Origin of the sequence: Methanocalculus alkaliphilus, from assembly GCF_024170505.1 — an archaeon.
Classification (GTDB): Archaea; Halobacteriota; Methanomicrobia; order Methanomicrobiales; family Methanocorpusculaceae; genus Methanocalculus; species Methanocalculus alkaliphilus.
The window spans coordinates 15,487-34,656 of the sequence record NZ_JALJYG010000012.1 but is presented as its reverse complement, the minus strand read 5'-3'; the positions used below and the strand labels follow the sequence as shown (position 1 = coordinate 34,656).

Here is a 19,170-nt window from a genome sequence, read left to right as displayed (position 1 = left end):
GACTGTTAATAGGGATTCTTTCTTATACCCTCGACCCAAATTTCATGGGATATGACAGGAGCAGCAATTGGAGACTCTGTCAGGGTCCACTACACCGGAACACTTGAAGATGGCGAGGTCTTTGACTCCTCGCTTGACCGTGAGCCGATTGAGTTTACTATCGGGGCAGGCCAGGTCATTCCGGGTTTTGATGAGAATCTTGAGGGAATGGAGCCGGGCGAGTCGAAGCGGATCGAGATCCCGCCGGACCGTGCCTATGGCGAGAGGAACGATGAGATCATCTTCCCGGTCCCAAAAGACCAGTTCCCCCCCGATGTCACCCCGAATCTTGGTGACCGCTTCCAGGTGCAGGTTGGAGAGGATCAGGTCATCGAGGTGACGATCAGTGAGATCGGTGATGAGACCATCACCCTTGATGCAAACCATCCTCTTGCAGGAAAGACCCTCGTCTTTGAACTGACGCTGGTCGAGATCCTCTGAGTATTCAGAAAACACCTTTTTTTTGGGTTCTCCCGGTTGAATCTATAAGTGCCTGAACGGTACTGAAGGCTTTTCTTATGGAGAAGAAGACGCCGTCCACCCCCCCTTCGGGACCTGCATCTCAAATCTCGCACCTCTGCCATAGATGCCGGCCTCACGAAGCGTTATGCCGGTGATGGAGAGGATCTCAACGGCAAGGAAGAGCCCAAATCCGGTATTCTTCCCAAACCCTCTCTCAAAGATGAGTTCTTTCTGATCATCCGGAATACCGGGTCCGTCATCCTCCCAGATAACAAGGAGGTCACCATCCCGTTCCTCACATCGGATCTCAACACCCGTTGCACCATCCGCGTAGCGGATGCTGTTGTCCAGGAGGTTTGCAAAGACCTTCTCAAGCATCGGATCCGCAAAGATTGAGAGATTGGAGCAATGATTCCGGATTGGAATCCGCGTTTTTTCAATTATCCCAATCATTGCGGAGAGAGGGAGCCAGAGCGGCTTTCTCATACCGACATCTTCGTATTGGCCGGTAAACGCAATCTGATCCTGAATGATACCCGAGGCACGCTTTACTTCATCGAGATAGTGCCTCTGTTGTGGATGGTCACTCAGCTCCTCTGCCAGTATAAGGTATCCCTGGAGTGCCATAATCCTGTTCTGAATGTCATGGCGGGTGACCTGTGAGAGGATCTGGAGTTTTTTGTGTGCCGCATGGAGTGCTTCTTCTGCGGCTTTGACCCCGGTGATATCCGACATGGTGACAAAGACCTGGTATGGTGTCGTCTCACCCTCCCTGAACTGGGGAGTGGCATTGACAAGCAGCCAGACGAGATCATCCCTCTCCGGATTAAAGACACCGAGAACGGTGTCTCTGACGGCTGTGCCATTTCGGAGGGCGATCATTGAGGGATGCTGATCCGGGGGGAGAGGGTCACCATTCTCCGAGACAACCTTCCAGCGAGGATCATAGGAGTCGCTGCCCATGAATTGTTCCCTGGTGATTCCAAAGAGTCTCAATGCTGCCGAATTCATATCAACCGGAGTTCCATCAGACTGCTGATAGAAGACTCCCACTGTCATCATCTCAAATAAGGTCCTGAACTTCTCCTCACTCTCCCGGAGTGCCGCTTCGGCCCGCTTCCGCTCGGTGATATCAATGAACGAGCCCATCATGGCGACGGGACGGTCTGATGCATCCCTGACAATGCTTGCGGAGAGCTGGATATCGATTGGTGAGCCATCCTTTCGCCGCCCTTGTAACTCTCCGGACCATGTACCATCCCGCTTCTCTGTGGCGATGACATCCTCCGCCGCCTTCTCCGACATCCAGAAGGAGGTGGCAGATCGGCCAATCACCTCGGCATGGCTGTCATATCCCCAGAGAGAGAGAAATGCGGGGTTGACATAGGTGAGAATGCCATTGAGATCTGTGATGGCGATGCCGTTGTTGGATGATTCGATGGCAGCATCCTTCAGAAGGAATGACTGCTCTGCCTCTCTTCGCCGTGTGGTGTCAAACCCCATCCCGGTAAAATACTTTATGCCACGGAGTGTCAATGGGCAGGCGGTGAAGTACATGGGAATGGTTGTGCCATCCTTTCTCTGCAGGTCGGCCTCTGCATCCCCAAAGCCCTCCTCCATCGTTCTCCGTACACCCTCCAGTACGGCAGCCTGGCTTGTGGCATCCCCTGAAAACCAGTCCATGAGATTCATCTGCGATAGCTCCTCTGGAGAATACCCGGTCATCCGCTCGTGATTTGTATTCCAGCGGATCAGGTGCCCTTCAGTATCATAGAGGTAGAGCATCCCGGGGACACTGGAGAAGATCGCATCCAGGAGTGCCTTCTCATCCGCAAGCGCCTCCTCTGATCGCTTTCTCTCGGTTATGTCCTGGCCCTGGGCGATGGTTGCGATGATCCGCGTACCATCATTGCTCCTGATACTTGCCGAGTTCCAGAGGATGGTTCTGATCCCACCAGTCCGGTTCAGGATCGGAATTTCGATGGCATCCCAGGTTTCACCGGTTGTTGCACCTTCGATGAGCTGCATTGCAGCAGCCCGTGAATCAGACGGGAAGAGGATCTCAGGTGAAGATCCTATCGCGTCCTCCGGGGCGATACCGGTCAGGTCTGCGAGTGCATCATTGAACCTGGTGATCCTGCATCCCTGATCCCAGACGATGATCGGGGCATTTGCATGCGTAATGAGATTCTCAAGGTACTCGTTGGACTCTGTAAGCCTGTCGCGAATCGTAATGATCTCCTCAAGCTGCGAACGCACCTCCTCTTCTGCTGCTGCAAGCTCCTCGTTCTTCCTCCTCAGCTCATCCTCAGCGAGTTTGCGTTCCGTGGTAATCTCGGTATAGACGATCAGCCCGCCGATGGAACCATCTGAATCATACCAGGGGCGGCACTCCCAGCGTGTCCAGTCTGTCCTTCCATCGCTCCGTGGGAAGGGATCGTCATCTGCACTGAAGACACCCTCGCCGGCAAGCACCTTTCGATGGATCTCCCGCCATTTTACAGGGAGATCCGGAAAGACCTCATAATGATGCCTGCCGATGACACTGGCTTCCGTCACCCCGTAGATATCCAGGTATTGCTGGCTTACGAAGATGTAGCGCAGATCCCGATCATGGACCGCAACGGCGGCATTATTGTGCTCGATGATGTAGTGCATCAGATCGTGGGAGTGGGCAAGCCTCTCCTCGGCCCGTCTCCTGGATATGGCATACAGAATCTTATTGGAGAGCTCGGCAAACTGCGCCTTCGGGTTGCCTCCTTTCTGGAGATAGAAATCAGCACCGCCGTTCAGCGCCTCGATCACGACCTCCTCCCGCCCCTTTCCGGTGAAGATGATGAAGGGTGTTTCATCCCCTGCTGAGCGGAGATGCCTGAGGAAGGTGATGCCGTCCATTCCTCCGGGCATCTGATAATCGGAGACGATGGCGTCGAATGAATGATCGGCCAGGTGACGAAGTGCGTCTTCTCCACTCAGTGCAGTGGTTACGCTGAAACCACCGCTCTTTTCAAGATATATTTTACCGATTTCAAGGAGGGCGGGCTCGTCATCGACATAGAGGAGGGAGGCCTGCACCTGATCGGTCCCGGAGGGATGCATGGTTAATCATTATCATATGAAATGATAACATTTTCATCCAAAAAGTGCCATGCTGGAACGCGAAGTCTTCCGGGAGTGAGGAAAAAAGGGGTTTAGAAGTCGGTCATGATCCTGAACTGATCGATCTCTTCGGAGTCGATCTCTTCGAGGAACTCTTCTGCCGCATGCTGGATGTTCTTGCTTGCGGTGATCGCACGGCCGACGACGAGGATATCCGCACCTGCAGCAAGTGCCTTCTTTGCAACATTCACACGGATGCCGCCTGCAGTTGCGACGAGGACCTTCCCGCCGGCAGCCTCCTTGATCTTCGGGATGTCTCCCCAGGAGTACTCGCTTCCTTCGGCATCGATTGCCCGGTGCATCTCAACGACATGGGGGAGTGCATTCTTCTTTGCGAGTGCCTCAACAAGTGCAACCGGCGACTCGACATTGAGCATATCGATGACGGCATAGATCCCGGTCTTGCGGGCTTCGAGGACAGCCTTCTCAATGGTTGAGATCGGTGCAAGGCCTGAGATGACGACTGCGTCTGCGGATGCGTTTGCGCACATCCTCGTCTCAAGGTTTCCGGTGTCGAGGGTCTTGAGATCCGCGATGATGAAGGCATCAGGCCGGAGCTTTCTGATCTCGCCTATGATGGAGAGGCCGAACTGCTTGATGAGCGGGGTGCCCGCCTCGATGATGAGGTGGTCGTTCTTTGGGAGCTCGCGTAAGACCCGTTCCATATGGTTCATGTCCACGAGATCCATGGCGACCTGGAGGTACGGCGGGTTCCAGAGGCGGTGAACCTTGAATCCCATGACACCGTGCGCTGCACGGTCCTTCTCATGGAGGATCGTCGCCTCGTCAGGGAACTGTTCAAATGCGCGCGATAAAGAGAGCTTCATCGCACCATAGTTGAACCGGTAGATCTTATTGTAATCTTCTGCATCGGGTGCAAGATAGACACTTGCGATGATGACGATATCATCGATATTGATCCCGTTGAAGAGGCCTTCCTCGAGGCTGTCGGCCACGGCTTTGGCGACTGCTGCCTGGACGGGGCCGAACATCTCCTTCACCTGTTCGCCCTTCTTCATGGTGACCTTCGGGATGATCACCGTTGCCGGCTTTGTCAGGAGGTTCGGCCTGATGACCGCAAGGAGAGGGGTGTGACCCGCCGAGAGCTGCGAGAGAGCATTTGCAAATGCCGTTCCGACGGGGCCGTTCTTATCTCCGACAAGGAGGTCGATGTGCGCAAGTTCCGGCCCATCGCCAACTAAGGCTTCACCTATTGAATACATAACAAAATTCCTGCCTTGGACATATGTATGGATCGTACATCTATAAATCAGAAGTAGTCATTCAGAAGAAAAGGTGGGGTCGGTGAGATTTGAACTCACGATCGACGGGTCTCTCCGACAAGCGTATGGGCGGTGACATAAGCGTCAGCGCTCCAACGGGTCATCATCTCATCAAATCAGCAGACCCGATTGTTCATCATACGCCAAGACCGCTGGAGCCCGTCGCCATACCGGACTAGGCCACGACCCCGATCCTGTCATATACGTTATTACTTTATCCTGATTTAAAGATTCCGAACTACAAATTCGATATCTTTTTTCTCCTGTACTCAGTACGATAAAAGGAATGGAGCAAGGCAGCTATACATGCGGGGTCTCGGAGACCCCCCTTACAGGCGAGACCGTTGGGGAGATGCTCAATCGTATCGCCTCCAAATACCCGGATAACGACGCGCTCGTCTCGGTGCACCAGGGGCTCCGGTACAGCTACCGGGAGTTTCTGGCTGAGGTGGATCTCTTTGCACGCGGCCTGATGGCGCTTGGGGTGGAGCGCGGCAACCGTGTCGCGATCTGGGCACTTAATTACGCCGAATGGGTGATCGTCCAGTTCGCCACCGCAAAGATCGGCGCCATCATGGTGAATATCAATCCCGCATACCGGACCTATGAGTTTGAGTATGCGATGAAGCAGGCGGAGGTCCAGACCCTCATCATCCAGGGGCGGTTTAAGACATCGGATTATGTCGGGATGTTCTATGAAGCCTGCCCGGAGGCCTTTGAGTCCCGTGCAGGGAGGCTCAAGTCAGACAAATTCCCCTTCCTCAGGAATGTCATCTTCATGGGCGATGTCCCCTATAACGGGATGTACCGGTGGGATGAGGTCCAGGAGCTGGCAGAGGGGATCACCCCCGGCGAACTGGCTGATCGTGAGGCACTCCTTGAGTTTGATGATCCGATCAATATCCAGTACACCTCCGGGACGACCGGGTATCCAAAGGGGGTCGTCCTCTCCCATCACAGTATTGTCAATAACGGCTACATCATCGGTGAGGGGATGCGGTTTACCGAGAAGGACCGTCTCTGTATCCCGGTCCCCTTCTACCACTGCTTCGGGATGGTCCTCTCCAATCTCGCCTGCGTGACGCATGGATCGACGATGATCATCCCCTCCCCGGTCTTCAACCCTGAGGCGGTCCTCCAGACCATTCAGGATGAGAAGTGCACAGCGGTTCATGGCGTGCCGACGATGTTTATCGCCGAGCTGTCGCTCCCGAACTTCCATTACTTCAAGCTTGACACCCTCAGAACCGGGATCATGGCCGGGTCGCCCTGCCCGATTGAGGTGATGAAAGAGGTGAATACCCGGATGCATATGTCCGATATCATCATCGTCTATGGCCAGACCGAGCTCGCCCCCGGCGTCACGATGTCAACGGTGGATGATCCGCTTGAACGCCGGGTCTCGACCGTCGGCAGGGCGATGCCGCATACCGAGCTGAAGATCATCGATCCCAAAACAGGGAAGATCGTCCCACGCGGTGAGCGGGGGGAGATCTGTGCACGCGGGTACATGGTGATGAAGTGCTACTACAATAACCCGAGTGCAACCCATTCGACGATCGATGCAAACCGCTGGAGCCATACCGGTGATCTCGGTGTGATGGATGAAGAGGGGTACATCCGGATCGTCGGCAGGCTGAAGGAGATGGTGATCCGTGGGGGGGAGAATATCTATCCCCGTGAGATCGAGGAGTTCCTCCACCATCATCCTGCAATCGCCGATGTGTACATCATCGGGGTTCCGGATATCAAATATGGCGAGGAGCTGATGGCCTGGGTGAAGGTGGAGAGTGGAAAGACCGTCACCGAGGAGGATATACGCCAGTTCTGTAAGGGAAAGATCGCCCATTACAAGGTGCCGAAGTACTTCAAGTTCGTTGACAGCTTCCCGATGACCATCTCCGGGAAGATCCAGAAGTTCAAGATGCGGCAGGTGGCGGTTGAGGAGCTCGGTCTTCAGGATGCCGAGAAGGTGGAGACCGCCTGAGGGAAGGGTTCTTCACTTCCTCCCTCACATCTCCTGCTATGGGCTATGATTGTGTACTGATAGATTCCCATACGAAAGATGCACTCCTCGACGGGATCAACCAGTCGATCCTCTACGAGGTCCGTGCCGAGATCTATGGCTGTTGTGTCAAACTGATGACTGATTCCCGGCCGGTCAGGGATCGCTTCGCTGAGAACTTCTTCTTTGCATCCCAGTCGATTAGATCGCACGGGCGGCTGTACGTCCTGCATGATGCTACCTTTCCGGAGAATGCCGTACGGTATGATCCCGTCTCTAAGACCGTCTTCCTCTTCAACATGACCTATTACGGCTGGGTCAAGTCGATAGCCCTCGGCCTCTGCGGTGATATCCTGGAGGATGGGCACGGAATCGCCTCCTGCCATGGGGCCTGTCTCGACCGGAACGGGGAGGGGTTTGCGATCATCGGGATGTCGGGTGCGGGGAAGACGACCCAGACCTATGGCTTCCTCCTCGATCCGGCTATCCGGGTGATCGCGGATGACTGGTTCTTCTTCCGGATCTTTCCTGATGCCGCTCTCGCCTATTCTTCGGAGAAGAACTTCTACATCCGGGCGGATCTTGCCGCGGCGTGGCCCGAGTTTGAGCCCCTGATGACCCGCGCCGACTTCGACGAGGAAGGAAGGGCGATAGTGGATCTTCGCTATGCCATCGGGAAGGGGAGGATCTTCCCGCTGACGACCCTTCGCCGCATCCTGATCCTGACCATCGACGGGGAGAGGGCATACCGGCACGTCACCACCGATGAGGCGCTCTCCATCCTTGAAGAGAACCGGTACTTCAATCCGCATCTGCTGGTAAAGAATGACTACAAGGCAGGGATCCGACGGGAGTATTACCGGGAGCTGCTTGACAGGGTGGAGATCCTGACCGTCGCCAGGTGCGAAACACCAGGGGAGACGCAGGAGTTGTTGCGGTCGATTATCAGAGGAGAGAAGAAGTAATAATAAAACTTATATAAAATAAATGCATTGGAGAGATGAAGATTCCCGGGAGGAATCAGAGAGTACATTGATCCCCTCCGTGTAAATGTATGGAATGAGTGAGTTGATGACACCATGAGAACAGGCATCTCCCTCTTATATCTCCTTCTCCTTCTTGGAATCTTCATCAGCCCGGTACAAGCCGAATCCATCGAGATCGTCCGTTTCACCTTTGTACCGGATTCTGTTATGATCGAGCCGGGAACGACGGTCACCTGGACGAATATGGATATCGCGGTTCATTCGGTGACGAGCGACGATGGTCTCTTCGATTCAGGATCTCTTGTGCAGGGCCATTCGTTTGCGTACACCTTCACCGAGCCGGGAAGATATGCGTACTTCTCCACCCCCCACCCCTATATGACCGGAGAGGTCATTGTTGCGGGTGACGATGCGATCCCTCCTGCAGATGCAGAGGATACGAACGGACCATTCGGATTTGCGCTGCTCATCGCCATTATCGGGATTGCCGCCATTGCGTTTCTTATAATGCGAAGAGACTGATCTGGTCTGTCTTTTAAAAAAAGGATTATTCCACATTCCTTCGTCCAACGAGTGCGGATGCCGCCTTCCCTGCTCTTTCAAGGATCTCGTCCTCTCCTGGAATATGGCGGTCATGCATGAGGATAGCGCCATCACAGATGACCGTCTTTACAACAGTGCCGTTGCAGGAATAGACGAGGTTTGATGATCCGTTATGGAACGGTGTCTGGCAGATAGCATCCCTGTCGACAAGGATGATATCGGCTGCATACCCGGGGGCGATGACTCCTCCGCCGGTCCTGAGGGCCTCGGCGCCGGCTTTTGTTCCGATCTCCAGGGCTTCGGCGGCCGGGAGGATGGTCGGGTCGCGGGTGGCAAACTTCTGGAGGAGGGCTGCCATCTTCATCTCCTCAAAGAGGTCGAGGTTATTGTTTGAGGCGCAGCCGTCGGTTCCGAGGGTGACGGGGGCGGCGGCATTCCTGAGATCACCGTACGGGATCGCCCGGCCGCCCGCGAGCTTCATGTTGCTTGCCGGGTTGTGGGATGCCGCGGTCTGCCGTTCACCAAGGAGCCTGCATTCATCGGTGTCGAGCCAGCAGCAGTGGGCGGCGACGGTCCTGCTGGTGAGGATGCCGTGCGCATCGAGGTACGCAGCCGGCCGGAGGCCGTGGGTAGCGATACAGTCATTGACCTCCTGTTCGGTCTCGGAGAGGTGGATGTGAATGCCGCAGTCATGCTCCTCTGAGTACTCCGCACACCACCGGAGACCGTCCGGGGAGACGGTGTAGAGGGCATGAGGGCCGAGGGCGAAGGAGAGCTTTGGGTTGTTTCGTGCCCTGATGTTTTCATGAAATGCAATGGATGCCTTGATCTCGGCTTCCCGCTTCTCTTCATTGAAGAGATCGATGAAGCCGTGGGAGAGGCATGCCCGGATCCCGGCCTCCTCCACCGCATCGGCGGCCCGATCCATGAAGAAGTACATGTCATTGAAGGCGATGGTCCCTGTCCTGATCATCTCAAGGCAGGCGAGCCGTGTTCCCCAGTAGACATCGTCTCCGGTGAGATGGGCTTCGAGCGGCCAGATCTTCTCTGAGAGCCATTCAAAGAGGACCATGTCGTCTGCATACCCCCGGAGCAGGCTCATGGCGGCATGGGTGTGAGTATTGACGAGGCCGGGCATGACGAGATCGCCTGCTGCGTCGATGGTCATCTCCGCATCCCTCTCTTTCGTGTCACCGACGGATCTGATGATCCCGTCCTCAATATGAATGTCGGTCTTTCTTCCGTCCAGAGTGGCGTTTCGAATCAGGATGGATGAACGCTGGTTGTATGGTATCTCCTGGTCTGTCATGCAAGTTCCTCAACAATCTTCTGAAGTATGATGCTTGTGCGCCTGCTTCCTGCCTTTGCGGCGGCAAGAATCGTCTCATAACTGATCGATTCGTCACCGATCCCGTTTGCATAGTTATCGACATTGCAGATGGCGGCAAACCGTATGCCGAGTTCACTGGCAAGTGTCGCCTCGCTTGCCACCGTCATCCCGACCATATCAGCGACCTCTGCGAGTGCCCGGACCTCTGCGGCGGTCTCAAATCTCGGGCCCGTCGTCTGGACATAGGTTCCCCCGATCTGTGCATCCTCATGGATGTCCCCGAGGGTGATGATAAGATCATGGTCAAGGCCGGGCATGACATGAGTGATCGTCCCGTCATGGAATGTCGGGATCGCCCCCCAGCTGATGAAGTCCTGCGGGACGAGGAGGGAGCCGGGATGGTACTTCACCCTGAGTGATCCGACCGATCCGAATGCGATGATCCGGTCGACACCTTTCATCTTCAATGCCGCAAGGTGTGCCTTGTGGTTGATCCGATGAGGCGGCCGGGAGTACTGGTGGCGTGGCACCAGGCAGATCTCCCCGCTATGGACGACCGCTCTTCCGTATGGTGTTGCGACGACCTCCTCCTTCAGCGGGGGGAGATCTGCAAAGAGGAGGCTTGTTCCTCCGATGATGCCTAGCATAGCCTGCACTCCGTGGCTGATCTGACTGCCATTGAAAGAACTGTCTGTTCTCAGGATTATTGAAGGAGACGGTTTTTCCCGGAGCGGGTATGGATACCAGAAGATACTTGAAACCGGAGACCAAACACGGGAGAGAACCCTTTACGATGATAAGCAGGATATAAAGGTTGAATCAGTACGCCCTGTGGTTCACAGATCCTTTTTCGAATCCCTGCACGTGTTGTGTCATCGTTGTTCGGGTTGCTTCTGATCACCTGGTATGGAGATGCCGTCCGTTGATGATGGGGTATCCCTTCGCCCTGGTGGTCGATTCAAAAATGTGGAGATGACGAGATGAAAAGAGAATTGATGATATGTATGATGGGTCTCTTCCTGCTCTTCACCGCGTGCTTTGCGGGATGTGTCGGGGAAAGCCCTGAAGGAATCGATGATCCGATGGTAATCGGGGATCCGGGATCATCTGAACTGCCAGATCAGGAAATGAACGAAGATGACGGATTTCAGGAGGCCCGACCCCATCTGGAGCAGCAGTTGCGTATGGAGGCTGAGCAGCAGCTGATCCAGGCACATCTCACAGATCTTACCGAACAGGCGGATATCCGAATTGATGATGCCGCAGTCGATGGAGGTGCTGATGATTCGGTTGTTGCTGTTGTGAATGGGGAGGAGATCACCAGAAGTACGATGGTCCAGGCAAAAGAGCAGGATATGCAGCAGCTCATGATGATGGGGATGGATTTTGAAGGAGATGATGGTGAAGAGATGCTCGAAATGCTCCGTCACCAGGCAGTCAACAATCTTATTTCAACCACCCTCATCACCCAGAAGGCAGCTGAGCAGGGGATTATTGCTCATGAAGAGGATATTGATGCCGAGTATGACAATCTGGCGATGCAGTTTGGAGGTGAGGATATGCTGAAAGAACAGCTGAGCCAGGCTGGTATGACGGTTCAGGATCTCAGGAGTGAGATTTTGGAGTACCTTCCACTGGATATGTATGTCCAGGCATACCTGGATGAACACCTTGATGATGATATGGTGACGTTTTCCGAGGATGAGTTGCGTGCCCTGTATGAACAGCAGCAATCTGGCTTTCCTCTGATTGAGGAGTAAAACGGATCTTCACCATTCCTCCCGTTATTTTTCCTTGTCGGCTTTTCTGGTTGCGATAGGGTACCCGGAACCGCAGGACACTTCTGCGAAGATTTATATTCTTCTTACCATATATCGGAGCGTATGCCTCAGACGAGATCGATAGAGGAGGTTTTTATTGCCCGTGAGACGATGGAGGGGGCGGGTGTCCGGCTTCACCGGGCCTTCGGTCATGCCCAGATACCACGTTTTGACCCGTTCCTCATGTTTGATGACTTCCGGGGCGATGATCCGGGGGATTATCTCGCCGGGTTCCCCTGGCATCCGCACCGGGGGATTGAGACGGTGACCTATATGCTGGAGGGGAGGGTCGAGCATGGCGACAGCATGGGCCATGCCGGGAGCGTCCCTGCCGGAGGGATCCAGTGGATGACCGCCGGCTCCGGTATCATTCACCAGGAGATGCCAAAGCCGGTCAACGGGCGGATGGGGGGCTTCCAGCTCTGGGTGAATCTTCCACGGAGCCATAAGATGATGAAGCCACGGTACCAGGAGATTTTGGCGACTGAAATCCCCCTGGTGACGCTGCCGGGGGGTGCTGCCGTCCGGGTCATCTGCGGCACGGTCGGCGGGGTCGCCGGTCCGGTCCGGGATCTGATGGCCGACCCGGAGTACCTTGATGTGACGCTTGAGCCGGGGGCGGCCTTTTCCCATCAGGTGGCTCCCGGCTATATGGCGGGTGCGTATGTTTTTGCAGGGTCGGGGAGATTTGATCCACAGAGGGGGGAAGAACATGGAAACAGGAGGATGATCCTCTTTGGCTCTGCCGGGGACAGGGTGGATGTCGCTGCCGGTGACGCGGGGGTCCGGTTCCTCTTCTTCTCCGGGAGGCCCCTCCGTGAGCCGATAGCCTGGGGCGGGCCGATTGTGATGAATACGGATGCGGAACTGAGGCAGGCGTTTGCGGAGTACCGGGACGGGACGTTTATCAGGAGTTGATGCATATCCTAATTCGTGTGAAACAATCCCCGAGCAGAGGGGACTGTCTCGCGGCAGGAGCACCATGATGACCGGAGATAGTGATTCGATCTCAATAGAGCGATGCACGACCCATGAAACCGAGGCATTTCTGGATCTGTACGTGGATCTCTTTTATGAACGTGAACCATTGACGGGATGCATCGGCTTTACGAAGGAGCAGATGGCCTTCGTCGCCAGGAATCTGTATGCAGGATCAAATAATCTCCTGTCGCAGGGTCTCTGCTGGATTGCACGGGATCGTACGGAAGAGAACCGGGGCGTTGGGATTATCGCCTGTGACGATCCGGTTGCGGCAGGCGAGCTCCGGATACCGGAGGGCATCAGTGAGATGGATGCCGAGAAGATTATGGTCGCGATGGGTCTCCTCGAGGAGATCGGCCGCCCCATGAAGGAGAGGCTCGCCCAGGGGGAAGGTACCTGCCTGCACGTGGCTGCGGTCGGGGTTGCACCGGAGTATGAAGGTGCAGGCATTGCGACACGCCTTCTCCAGACGGCGCTTTCGGAGGCGGGGAGCCGTGGCTTCCGGTATGTATTTGCGGAATGCACCAGCCCGGCATCCCGCAGGCTTCATGAGAAGGCCGGGTTTACATGTCTCCATCGTGTGTCTGTGAGCTCGTTCACCCAGAATGGCAGAACCCCGATGCCGGACTGTGATCTGGATATCGACCTGATGGTGAAGAGTCTCGGTGAGGGGGTCATTACAGGAGCTGAGACCGTTTCCAGGTGAACCACTGGCATTGTGGCAGAGGGTACCCTTTATGATCATTCCCTCCTGTCCATGAATAGTTCATAATGGTGTGGCGTTCCTCATTGCTCCGAAGCCTTATCAAGCGATAATCTATCCGATAGTGATTTAAAGAGTATTATTCATTTTTCCGTAAAATACTAATTTCGTAGAAATTAGTAGTTATTGGTTTTTCAGACCAACCTGTATGCACGGATTCTATTTTCGGCATCCCGCTTCTGCCGGGTCTACCGTGGCCTAAAGATCTTGAGCATCGGAGGTATCGCCGTTGCAACAAAGATAAGGGCATACCAGTACCACCTGAGCCGGAGTACCGGGGCGTAAAGCTTTGCAATCATCAGGGTGAAGCCCATGACGCTGATCTTGACGAGTGCCATATCCTTCCATCCGAGTATCTTCATCCGGGAGTCCATCCATCCAAAGAAGTCCATCATCATCTCCTCCGCCGCCACCAGGTGCAGCAGTCCCCCCTCTTCCGGGTGTGTTGATAAAGGTTTGGTGGAGGGGGGGAGTATGCACTCCTGCCGGGTCGTAAATCTGTCAGGTGGCTCCTGCTGAAGGGGATTGGATAATATAGCAGGGCATCCTGAAGGGCAGGTACGCCATGCGTGACCGGCCGGATATCACAGATGAGTCGGTGATGATGAAGTGGATGGCCCTTGAGTTTGGGAGGATGAACAAGGGGATCGTCACCAGCCGCAGAACCCTCGCTGAACTGCTTGCCGAAGTGGCACCGACTGCCGCGACGAAGGGGGGCGGGGAGCACCGCTTCGACCGCAGGGTCCTTGCCGCCCTCGGGGAGAAGCTCCCTCCCGAGATGCACCGCCGGCTCCGGCTTCCAATCCTCTTTCGCCAGGATATGACCGTCGCGAGCGGTGTCTATCTCACTGACGAGGCGGCGGTGACCGCCCTGCAGATGCTGGGTGAGCTCGGGCCGCTCTACCGGATGGAGAAGGGGCGGCTCTGGATCTCGCGCCCGATTGCATACGCGATCCTGCTGAAGTACCCGACCGCGGTCCAGATGATGATCTTCTGAGGGAGAGCGGTGTTCGGAGAAAAGGGTTCGGGGAGAGGTGTGTGGAAACGGTATCCCGAGAGGGGTGTCTGGAGAACAAGTGCGGAGAGCGAAGGCAGGAGGGGGCGCCGTCACGCTTCGCAATCTATGTATCGGTTGCATACATTGGTACTCTCATGAGCCGGTTTGGGAGCCTTGATCCGGAGTTGATACAGAGCGGCGGGTGTACTGATGTCTACTTCCCGCGATGCGAGTCGGTGCTTGAGCGTGCCGGGGTGAACCCGTCTGTCGTGATGGAGGTCTCGGTTGCCTCGCTGCCGCTTGGGTTTGGTATCCTGGCCGGCCTCGATGCGGTCCTCGATCTCTTTGCCGGGATGCCGGTCTCGGTCTCTGCGATGCCGGAAGGCTCGATCTTCTTCCCTGATGAGCCGGTGATGGTGATCTCCGGGAAGTACCGTGATTTCGGACGGTTCGAGACGGCCCTCCTCGGCTTCCTCTGCCATGCCTCCGGGATCGCGACCGCCGCCGCCCATGTCGTCTCGGTTGCCGGGGGGCGGCCGATCTACTCCTTCGGCTCACGACGGCAGCACCCGGCGATAGCTCCCATGATCGAGCGGTCCGCCTGGATCGGGGGCGTTGCAGCGGTGAGCAACACCGCCGCCCCGGAGGATATCCCGCTCGCCGGGACGATGCCCCACGCCTTCGTCCTCTCCTTCGACACCCCGGAGGCGGCGTGGGCGGCATATGCAGAGCATGCCGATCCCGAGGTCCCCCGGATCATGCTCTGCGACACGCTATCGGATGAGAAGGCCGAGGCCCTTGCCGCCGCCCGGATCGGCTGTGCAGCGGTCCGGCTCGACACCCCCCGGTCCCGGCGTGGCGATATCCGGTCGATCATCGGCGAAGTCCGGTGGGAGCTTGACACCCACGGCTACCGCGACGTCCAAATCTTCCTCTCCGGCGGCGTCACCGCAGCCGACGTCGCCGCCCTCCGCGATCTCGTCGATGCCTTCGGGGTCGGCGGCGCCATCGCCAATGCGCCCGTCATCGACTTCTCCGCCGACATCATCGAGAAAGACGGCATCCCCATCGCCAAACGGGGCCGCCGCAGCGGGCAAAAGCAGGTCTGGCGGCTCCCCGGCGGCCACAGGATCACCCTCCCCGCAGGCAGACAGCCCCCCGAGGCCGGGGCAGAGACAGAGAGAGAAACAGGGGCCGTCCCCCTCCTCCAGCCCTGCATCCAGGACGGCCGGATCATCACCGGAACAACCGCCGACGCCGCCCGCCGCCGGGCAGACGAAGAGATGCAGCTCTACGGGGGCGGCGGCCCGCATTTGAGAGGGTAGATGGCGGCTCGGTAGGGGTGTGTTCTCAGTGCCACAGGTGCTGGCACCCCGGTTTCCGGGAGTACGATAAACAATCTATTTATGCGACGCCAGCGAATAGAGTAAGGTCAGTGAGCATTATTGTCACTGGTTATCAGTGTGTATCACTGGGCCGATAGATCAGGGGTAGATCGCTACCTTGGCATGGTAGAGGCCGCGGGTTCAATTCCCGCTCGGTCCATGGATTTTCTGAAGGTTTGTTGTGGGAGCGGAGCGTAATGAGTATGAATAATTCTTCACTCTTCTGACAATGGGATTGAAATCCCCCATTTTATTCAAACAATTGGTCTATTTGATACTATCTCAAAATTGTCATAGCTAAATACCATTTAATTCCAGCAGCAAGGGTGCCTATTATAATTTGACCAATGATATGAGCAAGAGACGATGGCGGTAAAGAGCTATAAATAAAATACTCGATAAATGCTTGTAAATAGTCTTTTGATAACAAATATGGAAGTGTTTTGAAGATAGTTATTAGAAAACCCCCATAAATGTACATTGAAACAGCTCCGACTACAGTAAGAGGAGTGTACAATATATATTTGATTAATCCAGTTTCATAACCCATATTTGAGATTAATTTTACCATATGATAAATCCATTTAATTTAGCTCTACATTGTCATTTTAACCCATCATAATTCTACCCATCTCCGATCCCCTTCCCACCAACCGCCCCGAGAACGCCTACTCAACAATTGACTGCCGGAGCTGCTCGGTGCGTTCTTTTGTAGCTTTGACGCGGGCTTCGATCCGATCTGCATAATCGAAGAGGGCATCGACACGGCGGACGATTTCTTCTTGTTCGGGGGGGGAGCTATCAGCTCCATCGTCCCCGATATCTACAATAACTGAGCACAATAGAACAAATCCGATTCAGATACTCTTTCAATTCCCCCCTCACTTTTTGAATCACCGCATCAAATCCGAAGCCTTAATCCTGCCTCAAAAGAAGAGATCACCTATCCACTGATTACGACGGTCTCACCATGGCACTCAAAAAGACCCAACTCTATAGCTCACTCTGGCAGAGCTGCGATGAACTCCGTGGCGGGATGGATGCCTCGCAGTACAAGGATTACATCCTCACCCTCCTCTTCATGAAATATGTCACCGATAAGAGCGAGCGTGATCCAAATTCGGTGATCGAAGTCCCCGAAGGCGGCGGCTTCTCCGATATGGTCCGGCTGAAAGGAGACAAGGAGATCGGGGATCGGATCAACAAGATCATCAGCAGGCTTGCAGAGGCAAACGATCTCAAGGGTGTCATCGATCTCGCTGACTTCAATGACGAGTCCAGACTCGGCACCGGCAAGGAGATGCAGGACCGGCTCTCGAAGCTGATCGCCATCTTTGATTCGCTTGACTTCAGTGCGAATGGCCCCGAAGGAGACGATCTCCTTGGAGATGCCTACGAATACCTGATGCGTAACTTCGCAACCGAGTCCGGCAAGAGCAAAGGGCAGTTCTATACTCCGGCCGAGGTCTCCAGGATCATTGCGAAGGTGGTCGGGATCGGTCCCAATACCCGCCAGGATCAGACGATCTATGATCCCACCTGCGGTTCCGGCTCACTGCTCCTGAAGGCGGCAGAAGAAGCACCCCGTGGCATCTCGATCTATGGGCAGGAGATGGACAATGCCACCTGGTCGCTTGCCCGGATGAATATGTTCCTCCACAATTACCCGACCCATGTTATCTGGCGGGGGAACACCCTCTCCTCTCCGCACTTCAAAGACGACGACGGCGGCCTGAAGACCTTCGACTTTGCCGTCGCCAATCCGCCATTTTCATCAAAGGCATGGACGAGCGGCCTTGATCCTGAGCATGATCTATTTGGCCGCTTCGATCCCGGTGTACCGCCGTCAAAGAATGGTGATTATGCCTTCCTCCTCCACCTGATAAAATCCCTCAAAAGCACAGGGAAGGGGGCGATCATCCTCCCGCATGGCGTCCTCTTCCGGGGGAACAAGGAGGGTGATATCCGGAGAAACCTCATCAAACGGGGGTACATCAAAGGGATCATCGGTCTGCCTGCCAATCTCTTCTATGGAACCGGCATCCCTGCCTGCATCATCGTCGTGGATAAGGAGAATGCCCATGTCCGGACCGGCATCTTCATGATCGATGCATCAAAGGGGTATGCCAAGGATGGAAACAAGAATCGGCTCCGGTCGCAGGATATCCATAAGATCGTGGATGTCTTCAACCATCAGATCGACCTTCCCGGCTACTCCCGGATGGTCCCGGTTGCCGAGATTGCCGATCCGGCAAATGACTACAACCTGAATATCCCCCGGTACATCGATTCCAGTGATCCGGAAGATCTCCATGATCTCGATGCCCATATGAACGGGGGCATCCCGGATCGTGATATCGATGCCCTGGAGGAGTACTGGGCCGTCTTCCCGACGCTCCGGCATGAGCTATTCAAAGGCAATGGCCGGCCCGGGTACTCGGAGCCGAAGGTCGAAGCCCGTGAGGTCAGGGGGGTGATCCTCGCCCATCCCGAGTTTAAAGCATATGCATCCCGGATTGCGGGGATCTTCAGGGAATGGCGATCCGCCCATGAGCCTCTGCTGAGCGGGCTTTCATCTGAACATAAGACGAAAGAGGTGATCCATACCCTCTCCGAGGATCTCCTGAAGCGGTATGCCAACCTTCCGCTCCTGAGCAGGTACGATGTCTATCAGCGCTTGATGGACTACTGGGCAGAAGTGATGCAGGATGATGCCGGGATGATCATCGCCGATGGCTGGGTCGAGGCGGCCCGCCCCCGTGGGATCATCGAGGATAAGGAGCGGAAGATTAAGGAGACCCCGGATCTGGTCGTCAACCGGAAGAAGTACAAGATGGATCTGGTTCCCCCCTCTCTCATCATCTCCCGGTACTGTGCAGATGAGCAGGAGGGAATCGACCGTCTCCGAATGGAGCAGGAGAATGCCGCCCGCGAGCTTGAGGAGTTCATCGAGGAGCATACCGGCGAGGAGGGGCTCCTTGAGGATGCAAAGAGTGAGGCAGGGAAGATGACAAAAGGCGATCTCAGCAAAAGGCTCAAAGAGATCGGCCGCGATCCCGAGTATGCCGACGAGCGGGACGCCCTCACCCGCTGCCTCTCCCTGACGGATGCAGATTCAGAGGCGGCGAAGGCGGTCAAGACCGCCCAGGCGACGCTTGATGCAGCGGTGCTTGCCATGTACCCGAAGCTCAACGAGGATGCGATCAAGGCACTCGTCATTAACGACAAGTGGTTCGCCTCCATCTGCTCGGCAATCGAAGGCGAAGTCCAGCAGGCAACCCAGCGGCTCGCCACCCGGGTGAAGGAGCTGGACGAGCGGTATGCCGATCCAATGCCGAAGCTTGAGGATGAGGTGGAGGAGTACGCGGCGAAGGTCGAGGAGCATCTGAAGAGGATGGGGGTTGAGTGGGAGTGAGG

At 55.6% G+C, this 19,170-nt stretch carries 17 protein-coding genes and 2 tRNA genes; 11 read left to right on the top strand and 8 right to left on the bottom strand.

Translation table 11 applies throughout. The annotated features are described in order from the left end of the window. Nucleotides 1-51: 51 nt before the first annotated feature. Nucleotides 52-480 (top strand): FKBP-type peptidyl-prolyl cis-trans isomerase, encoded by a 429-nt coding sequence (locus J2T58_RS08595; RefSeq protein ID WP_253488862.1) that lies wholly within the window; start codon nt 52-54, stop codon nt 478-480. A 75-nt stretch (nt 481-555) separates the two neighbouring features. Here the strand turns inward: J2T58_RS08595 and J2T58_RS08590 are convergent, their stop codons facing one another. From J2T58_RS08590 to J2T58_RS08580, 3 genes are all read right to left on the bottom strand, one after another. Continuing rightward, complete coding sequence (locus J2T58_RS08590) at nt 556-3,600, bottom strand: PAS domain S-box protein (RefSeq protein WP_253488860.1); 3,045 nt, start codon at nt 3,598-3,600, stop codon at nt 556-558. A 92-nt stretch (nt 3,601-3,692) separates the two neighbouring features. Continuing rightward, nucleotides 3,693-4,883 carry a bifunctional 5,6,7,8-tetrahydromethanopterin hydro-lyase/3-hexulose-6-phosphate synthase gene (locus J2T58_RS08585; RefSeq protein WP_253488857.1) on the bottom strand — a complete coding sequence of 397 codons (1,191 nt, stop codon included), beginning with the start codon at nt 4,881-4,883 and terminating at the stop codon, nt 3,693-3,695. A 74-nt stretch (nt 4,884-4,957) separates the two neighbouring features. Then, a tRNA-Trp gene (locus tag J2T58_RS08580) sits at nt 4,958-5,133 on the bottom strand. A 96-nt stretch (nt 5,134-5,229) separates the two neighbouring features. Between J2T58_RS08580 and J2T58_RS08575 the strand changes: the two genes are divergently transcribed. The 3 genes from J2T58_RS08575 (at nt 5,230) to J2T58_RS08565 (ending at nt 8,456) form a co-directional block, all read left to right on the top strand. Further along, the gene (locus J2T58_RS08575; RefSeq protein WP_253488855.1) at nt 5,230-6,930 is read left to right on the top strand and encodes an AMP-binding protein; all 1,701 of its coding nucleotides are present in this window, start codon (nt 5,230-5,232) and stop codon (nt 6,928-6,930) included. Nucleotides 6,931-6,968: 38 nt separating this feature from the next. Next, nucleotides 6,969-7,913, top strand: coding sequence for a phosphoenolpyruvate carboxykinase (ATP) (locus tag J2T58_RS08570; protein WP_253488852.1), 945 nt, complete (start codon nt 6,969-6,971; stop codon nt 7,911-7,913). Between the two features lie 114 nt (nt 7,914-8,027). Then, complete coding sequence (locus J2T58_RS08565; protein ID WP_253488849.1) at nt 8,028-8,456, top strand: cupredoxin domain-containing protein; 429 nt, start codon at nt 8,028-8,030, stop codon at nt 8,454-8,456. Nucleotides 8,457-8,481: 25 nt separating this feature from the next. Here the strand turns inward: J2T58_RS08565 and J2T58_RS08560 are convergent, their stop codons facing one another. Together J2T58_RS08560 and J2T58_RS08555 are read right to left on the bottom strand one after the other, a co-directional pair. Continuing rightward, on the bottom strand, nt 8,482-9,786 hold the full coding sequence (locus J2T58_RS08560; protein ID WP_253488846.1) for an amidohydrolase: 1,305 nt from the start codon (nt 9,784-9,786) through the stop codon (nt 8,482-8,484). After that, a complete protein-coding gene (locus tag J2T58_RS08555; protein ID WP_253488843.1) occupies nt 9,783-10,454 on the bottom strand; it encodes an MTAP family purine nucleoside phosphorylase in 672 nt (223 codons plus the stop codon). The genes J2T58_RS08560 and J2T58_RS08555 overlap by 4 nt, the downstream gene beginning before the upstream one ends. 333 nt (nt 10,455-10,787) lie before the next feature. On the opposite strand from J2T58_RS08555, the gene J2T58_RS08550 reads away from it, so the two are divergent. From J2T58_RS08550 to J2T58_RS08540, 3 genes are all read left to right on the top strand, one after another. Further along, complete coding sequence (locus J2T58_RS08550; RefSeq protein ID WP_253488840.1) at nt 10,788-11,567, top strand: SurA N-terminal domain-containing protein; 780 nt, start codon at nt 10,788-10,790, stop codon at nt 11,565-11,567. A gap of 123 nt (nt 11,568-11,690) precedes the next feature. Further along, a complete protein-coding gene (locus J2T58_RS08545; RefSeq protein WP_253488838.1) occupies nt 11,691-12,545 on the top strand; it encodes a pirin family protein in 855 nt (284 codons plus the stop codon). A 64-nt stretch (nt 12,546-12,609) separates the two neighbouring features. Next, complete coding sequence (locus tag J2T58_RS08540) at nt 12,610-13,314, top strand: GNAT family N-acetyltransferase (RefSeq protein ID WP_253488836.1); 705 nt, start codon at nt 12,610-12,612, stop codon at nt 13,312-13,314. Between the two features lie 245 nt (nt 13,315-13,559). Here the strand turns inward: J2T58_RS08540 and J2T58_RS08535 are convergent, their stop codons facing one another. Continuing rightward, on the bottom strand, nt 13,560-13,784 hold the full coding sequence (locus J2T58_RS08535) for a hypothetical protein (RefSeq protein ID WP_253488834.1): 225 nt from the start codon (nt 13,782-13,784) through the stop codon (nt 13,560-13,562). 152 nt (nt 13,785-13,936) lie between these two features. Between J2T58_RS08535 and J2T58_RS08530 the strand changes: the two genes are divergently transcribed. The 3 genes from J2T58_RS08530 to J2T58_RS08520 all read left to right on the top strand — a co-directional run bounded on the left by J2T58_RS08530 (nt 13,937) and on the right by J2T58_RS08520 (nt 15,913). Then, nucleotides 13,937-14,368 carry a DUF61 family protein gene (locus J2T58_RS08530; protein ID WP_253488832.1) on the top strand — a complete coding sequence of 144 codons (432 nt, stop codon included), beginning with the start codon at nt 13,937-13,939 and terminating at the stop codon, nt 14,366-14,368. 41 nt (nt 14,369-14,409) lie between these two features. After that, a complete protein-coding gene (locus tag J2T58_RS08525) occupies nt 14,410-15,693 on the top strand; it encodes a nicotinate phosphoribosyltransferase (RefSeq protein WP_366518461.1) in 1,284 nt (427 codons plus the stop codon). Nucleotides 15,694-15,841: 148 nt separating this feature from the next. Continuing rightward, nucleotides 15,842-15,913: transfer RNA gene (locus J2T58_RS08520), tRNA-Ala, on the top strand. 117 nt (nt 15,914-16,030) lie between these two features. Here J2T58_RS08520 and J2T58_RS08515 read toward each other — a convergent pair. Together J2T58_RS08515 and J2T58_RS08510 are read right to left on the bottom strand one after the other, a co-directional pair. After that, nucleotides 16,031-16,324, bottom strand: coding sequence for a hypothetical protein (locus tag J2T58_RS08515; protein ID WP_253488831.1), 294 nt, complete (start codon nt 16,322-16,324; stop codon nt 16,031-16,033). A 97-nt stretch (nt 16,325-16,421) separates the two neighbouring features. After that, nucleotides 16,422-16,595, bottom strand: a complete 174-nt coding sequence (locus J2T58_RS08510; protein WP_253488830.1) for a restriction endonuclease subunit S domain-containing protein — start codon at nt 16,593-16,595, stop codon at nt 16,422-16,424. A gap of 128 nt (nt 16,596-16,723) precedes the next feature. Here J2T58_RS08510 and J2T58_RS08505 point away from each other — a divergent pair, with 128 nt between their 5' ends. Then, the gene (locus J2T58_RS08505; protein WP_253488829.1) at nt 16,724-19,168 is read left to right on the top strand and encodes a type I restriction-modification system subunit M; all 2,445 of its coding nucleotides are present in this window, start codon (nt 16,724-16,726) and stop codon (nt 19,166-19,168) included. Nucleotides 19,169-19,170 lie beyond the last annotated feature (2 nt).

What these genes read in the sequence shown, in the direction of transcription:
- J2T58_RS08595 (WP_253488862.1), top strand. Translation starts at nt 52, where the DNA reads ATGACAGGAGCAGCAATTGGAGACTCTGTCAGGGTCCACTACACCGGA.
- J2T58_RS08590 (WP_253488860.1), bottom strand. Translation starts at nt 3,600, where the DNA reads ATGCATCCCTCCGGGACCGATCAGGTGCAGGCCTCCCTCCTCTATGTC.
- J2T58_RS08585 (WP_253488857.1), bottom strand. Translation starts at nt 4,883, where the DNA reads ATGTATTCAATAGGTGAAGCCTTAGTTGGCGATGGGCCGGAACTTGCG.
- J2T58_RS08575 (WP_253488855.1), top strand. Translation starts at nt 5,230, where the DNA reads ATGGAGCAAGGCAGCTATACATGCGGGGTCTCGGAGACCCCCCTTACA.
- J2T58_RS08570 (WP_253488852.1), top strand. Translation starts at nt 6,969, where the DNA reads ATGGGCTATGATTGTGTACTGATAGATTCCCATACGAAAGATGCACTC.
- J2T58_RS08565 (WP_253488849.1), top strand. Translation starts at nt 8,028, where the DNA reads ATGAGAACAGGCATCTCCCTCTTATATCTCCTTCTCCTTCTTGGAATC.
- J2T58_RS08560 (WP_253488846.1), bottom strand. Translation starts at nt 9,786, where the DNA reads ATGACAGACCAGGAGATACCATACAACCAGCGTTCATCCATCCTGATT.
- J2T58_RS08555 (WP_253488843.1), bottom strand. Translation starts at nt 10,454, where the DNA reads ATGCTAGGCATCATCGGAGGAACAAGCCTCCTCTTTGCAGATCTCCCC.
- J2T58_RS08550 (WP_253488840.1), top strand. Translation starts at nt 10,788, where the DNA reads ATGAAAAGAGAATTGATGATATGTATGATGGGTCTCTTCCTGCTCTTC.
- J2T58_RS08545 (WP_253488838.1), top strand. Translation starts at nt 11,691, where the DNA reads ATGCCTCAGACGAGATCGATAGAGGAGGTTTTTATTGCCCGTGAGACG.
- J2T58_RS08540 (WP_253488836.1), top strand. Translation starts at nt 12,610, where the DNA reads ATGATGACCGGAGATAGTGATTCGATCTCAATAGAGCGATGCACGACC.
- J2T58_RS08530 (WP_253488832.1), top strand. Translation starts at nt 13,937, where the DNA reads ATGCGTGACCGGCCGGATATCACAGATGAGTCGGTGATGATGAAGTGG.
- J2T58_RS08515 (WP_253488831.1), bottom strand. Translation starts at nt 16,324, where the DNA reads ATGGTAAAATTAATCTCAAATATGGGTTATGAAACTGGATTAATCAAA.
- J2T58_RS08505 (WP_253488829.1), top strand. Translation starts at nt 16,724, where the DNA reads ATGGCACTCAAAAAGACCCAACTCTATAGCTCACTCTGGCAGAGCTGC.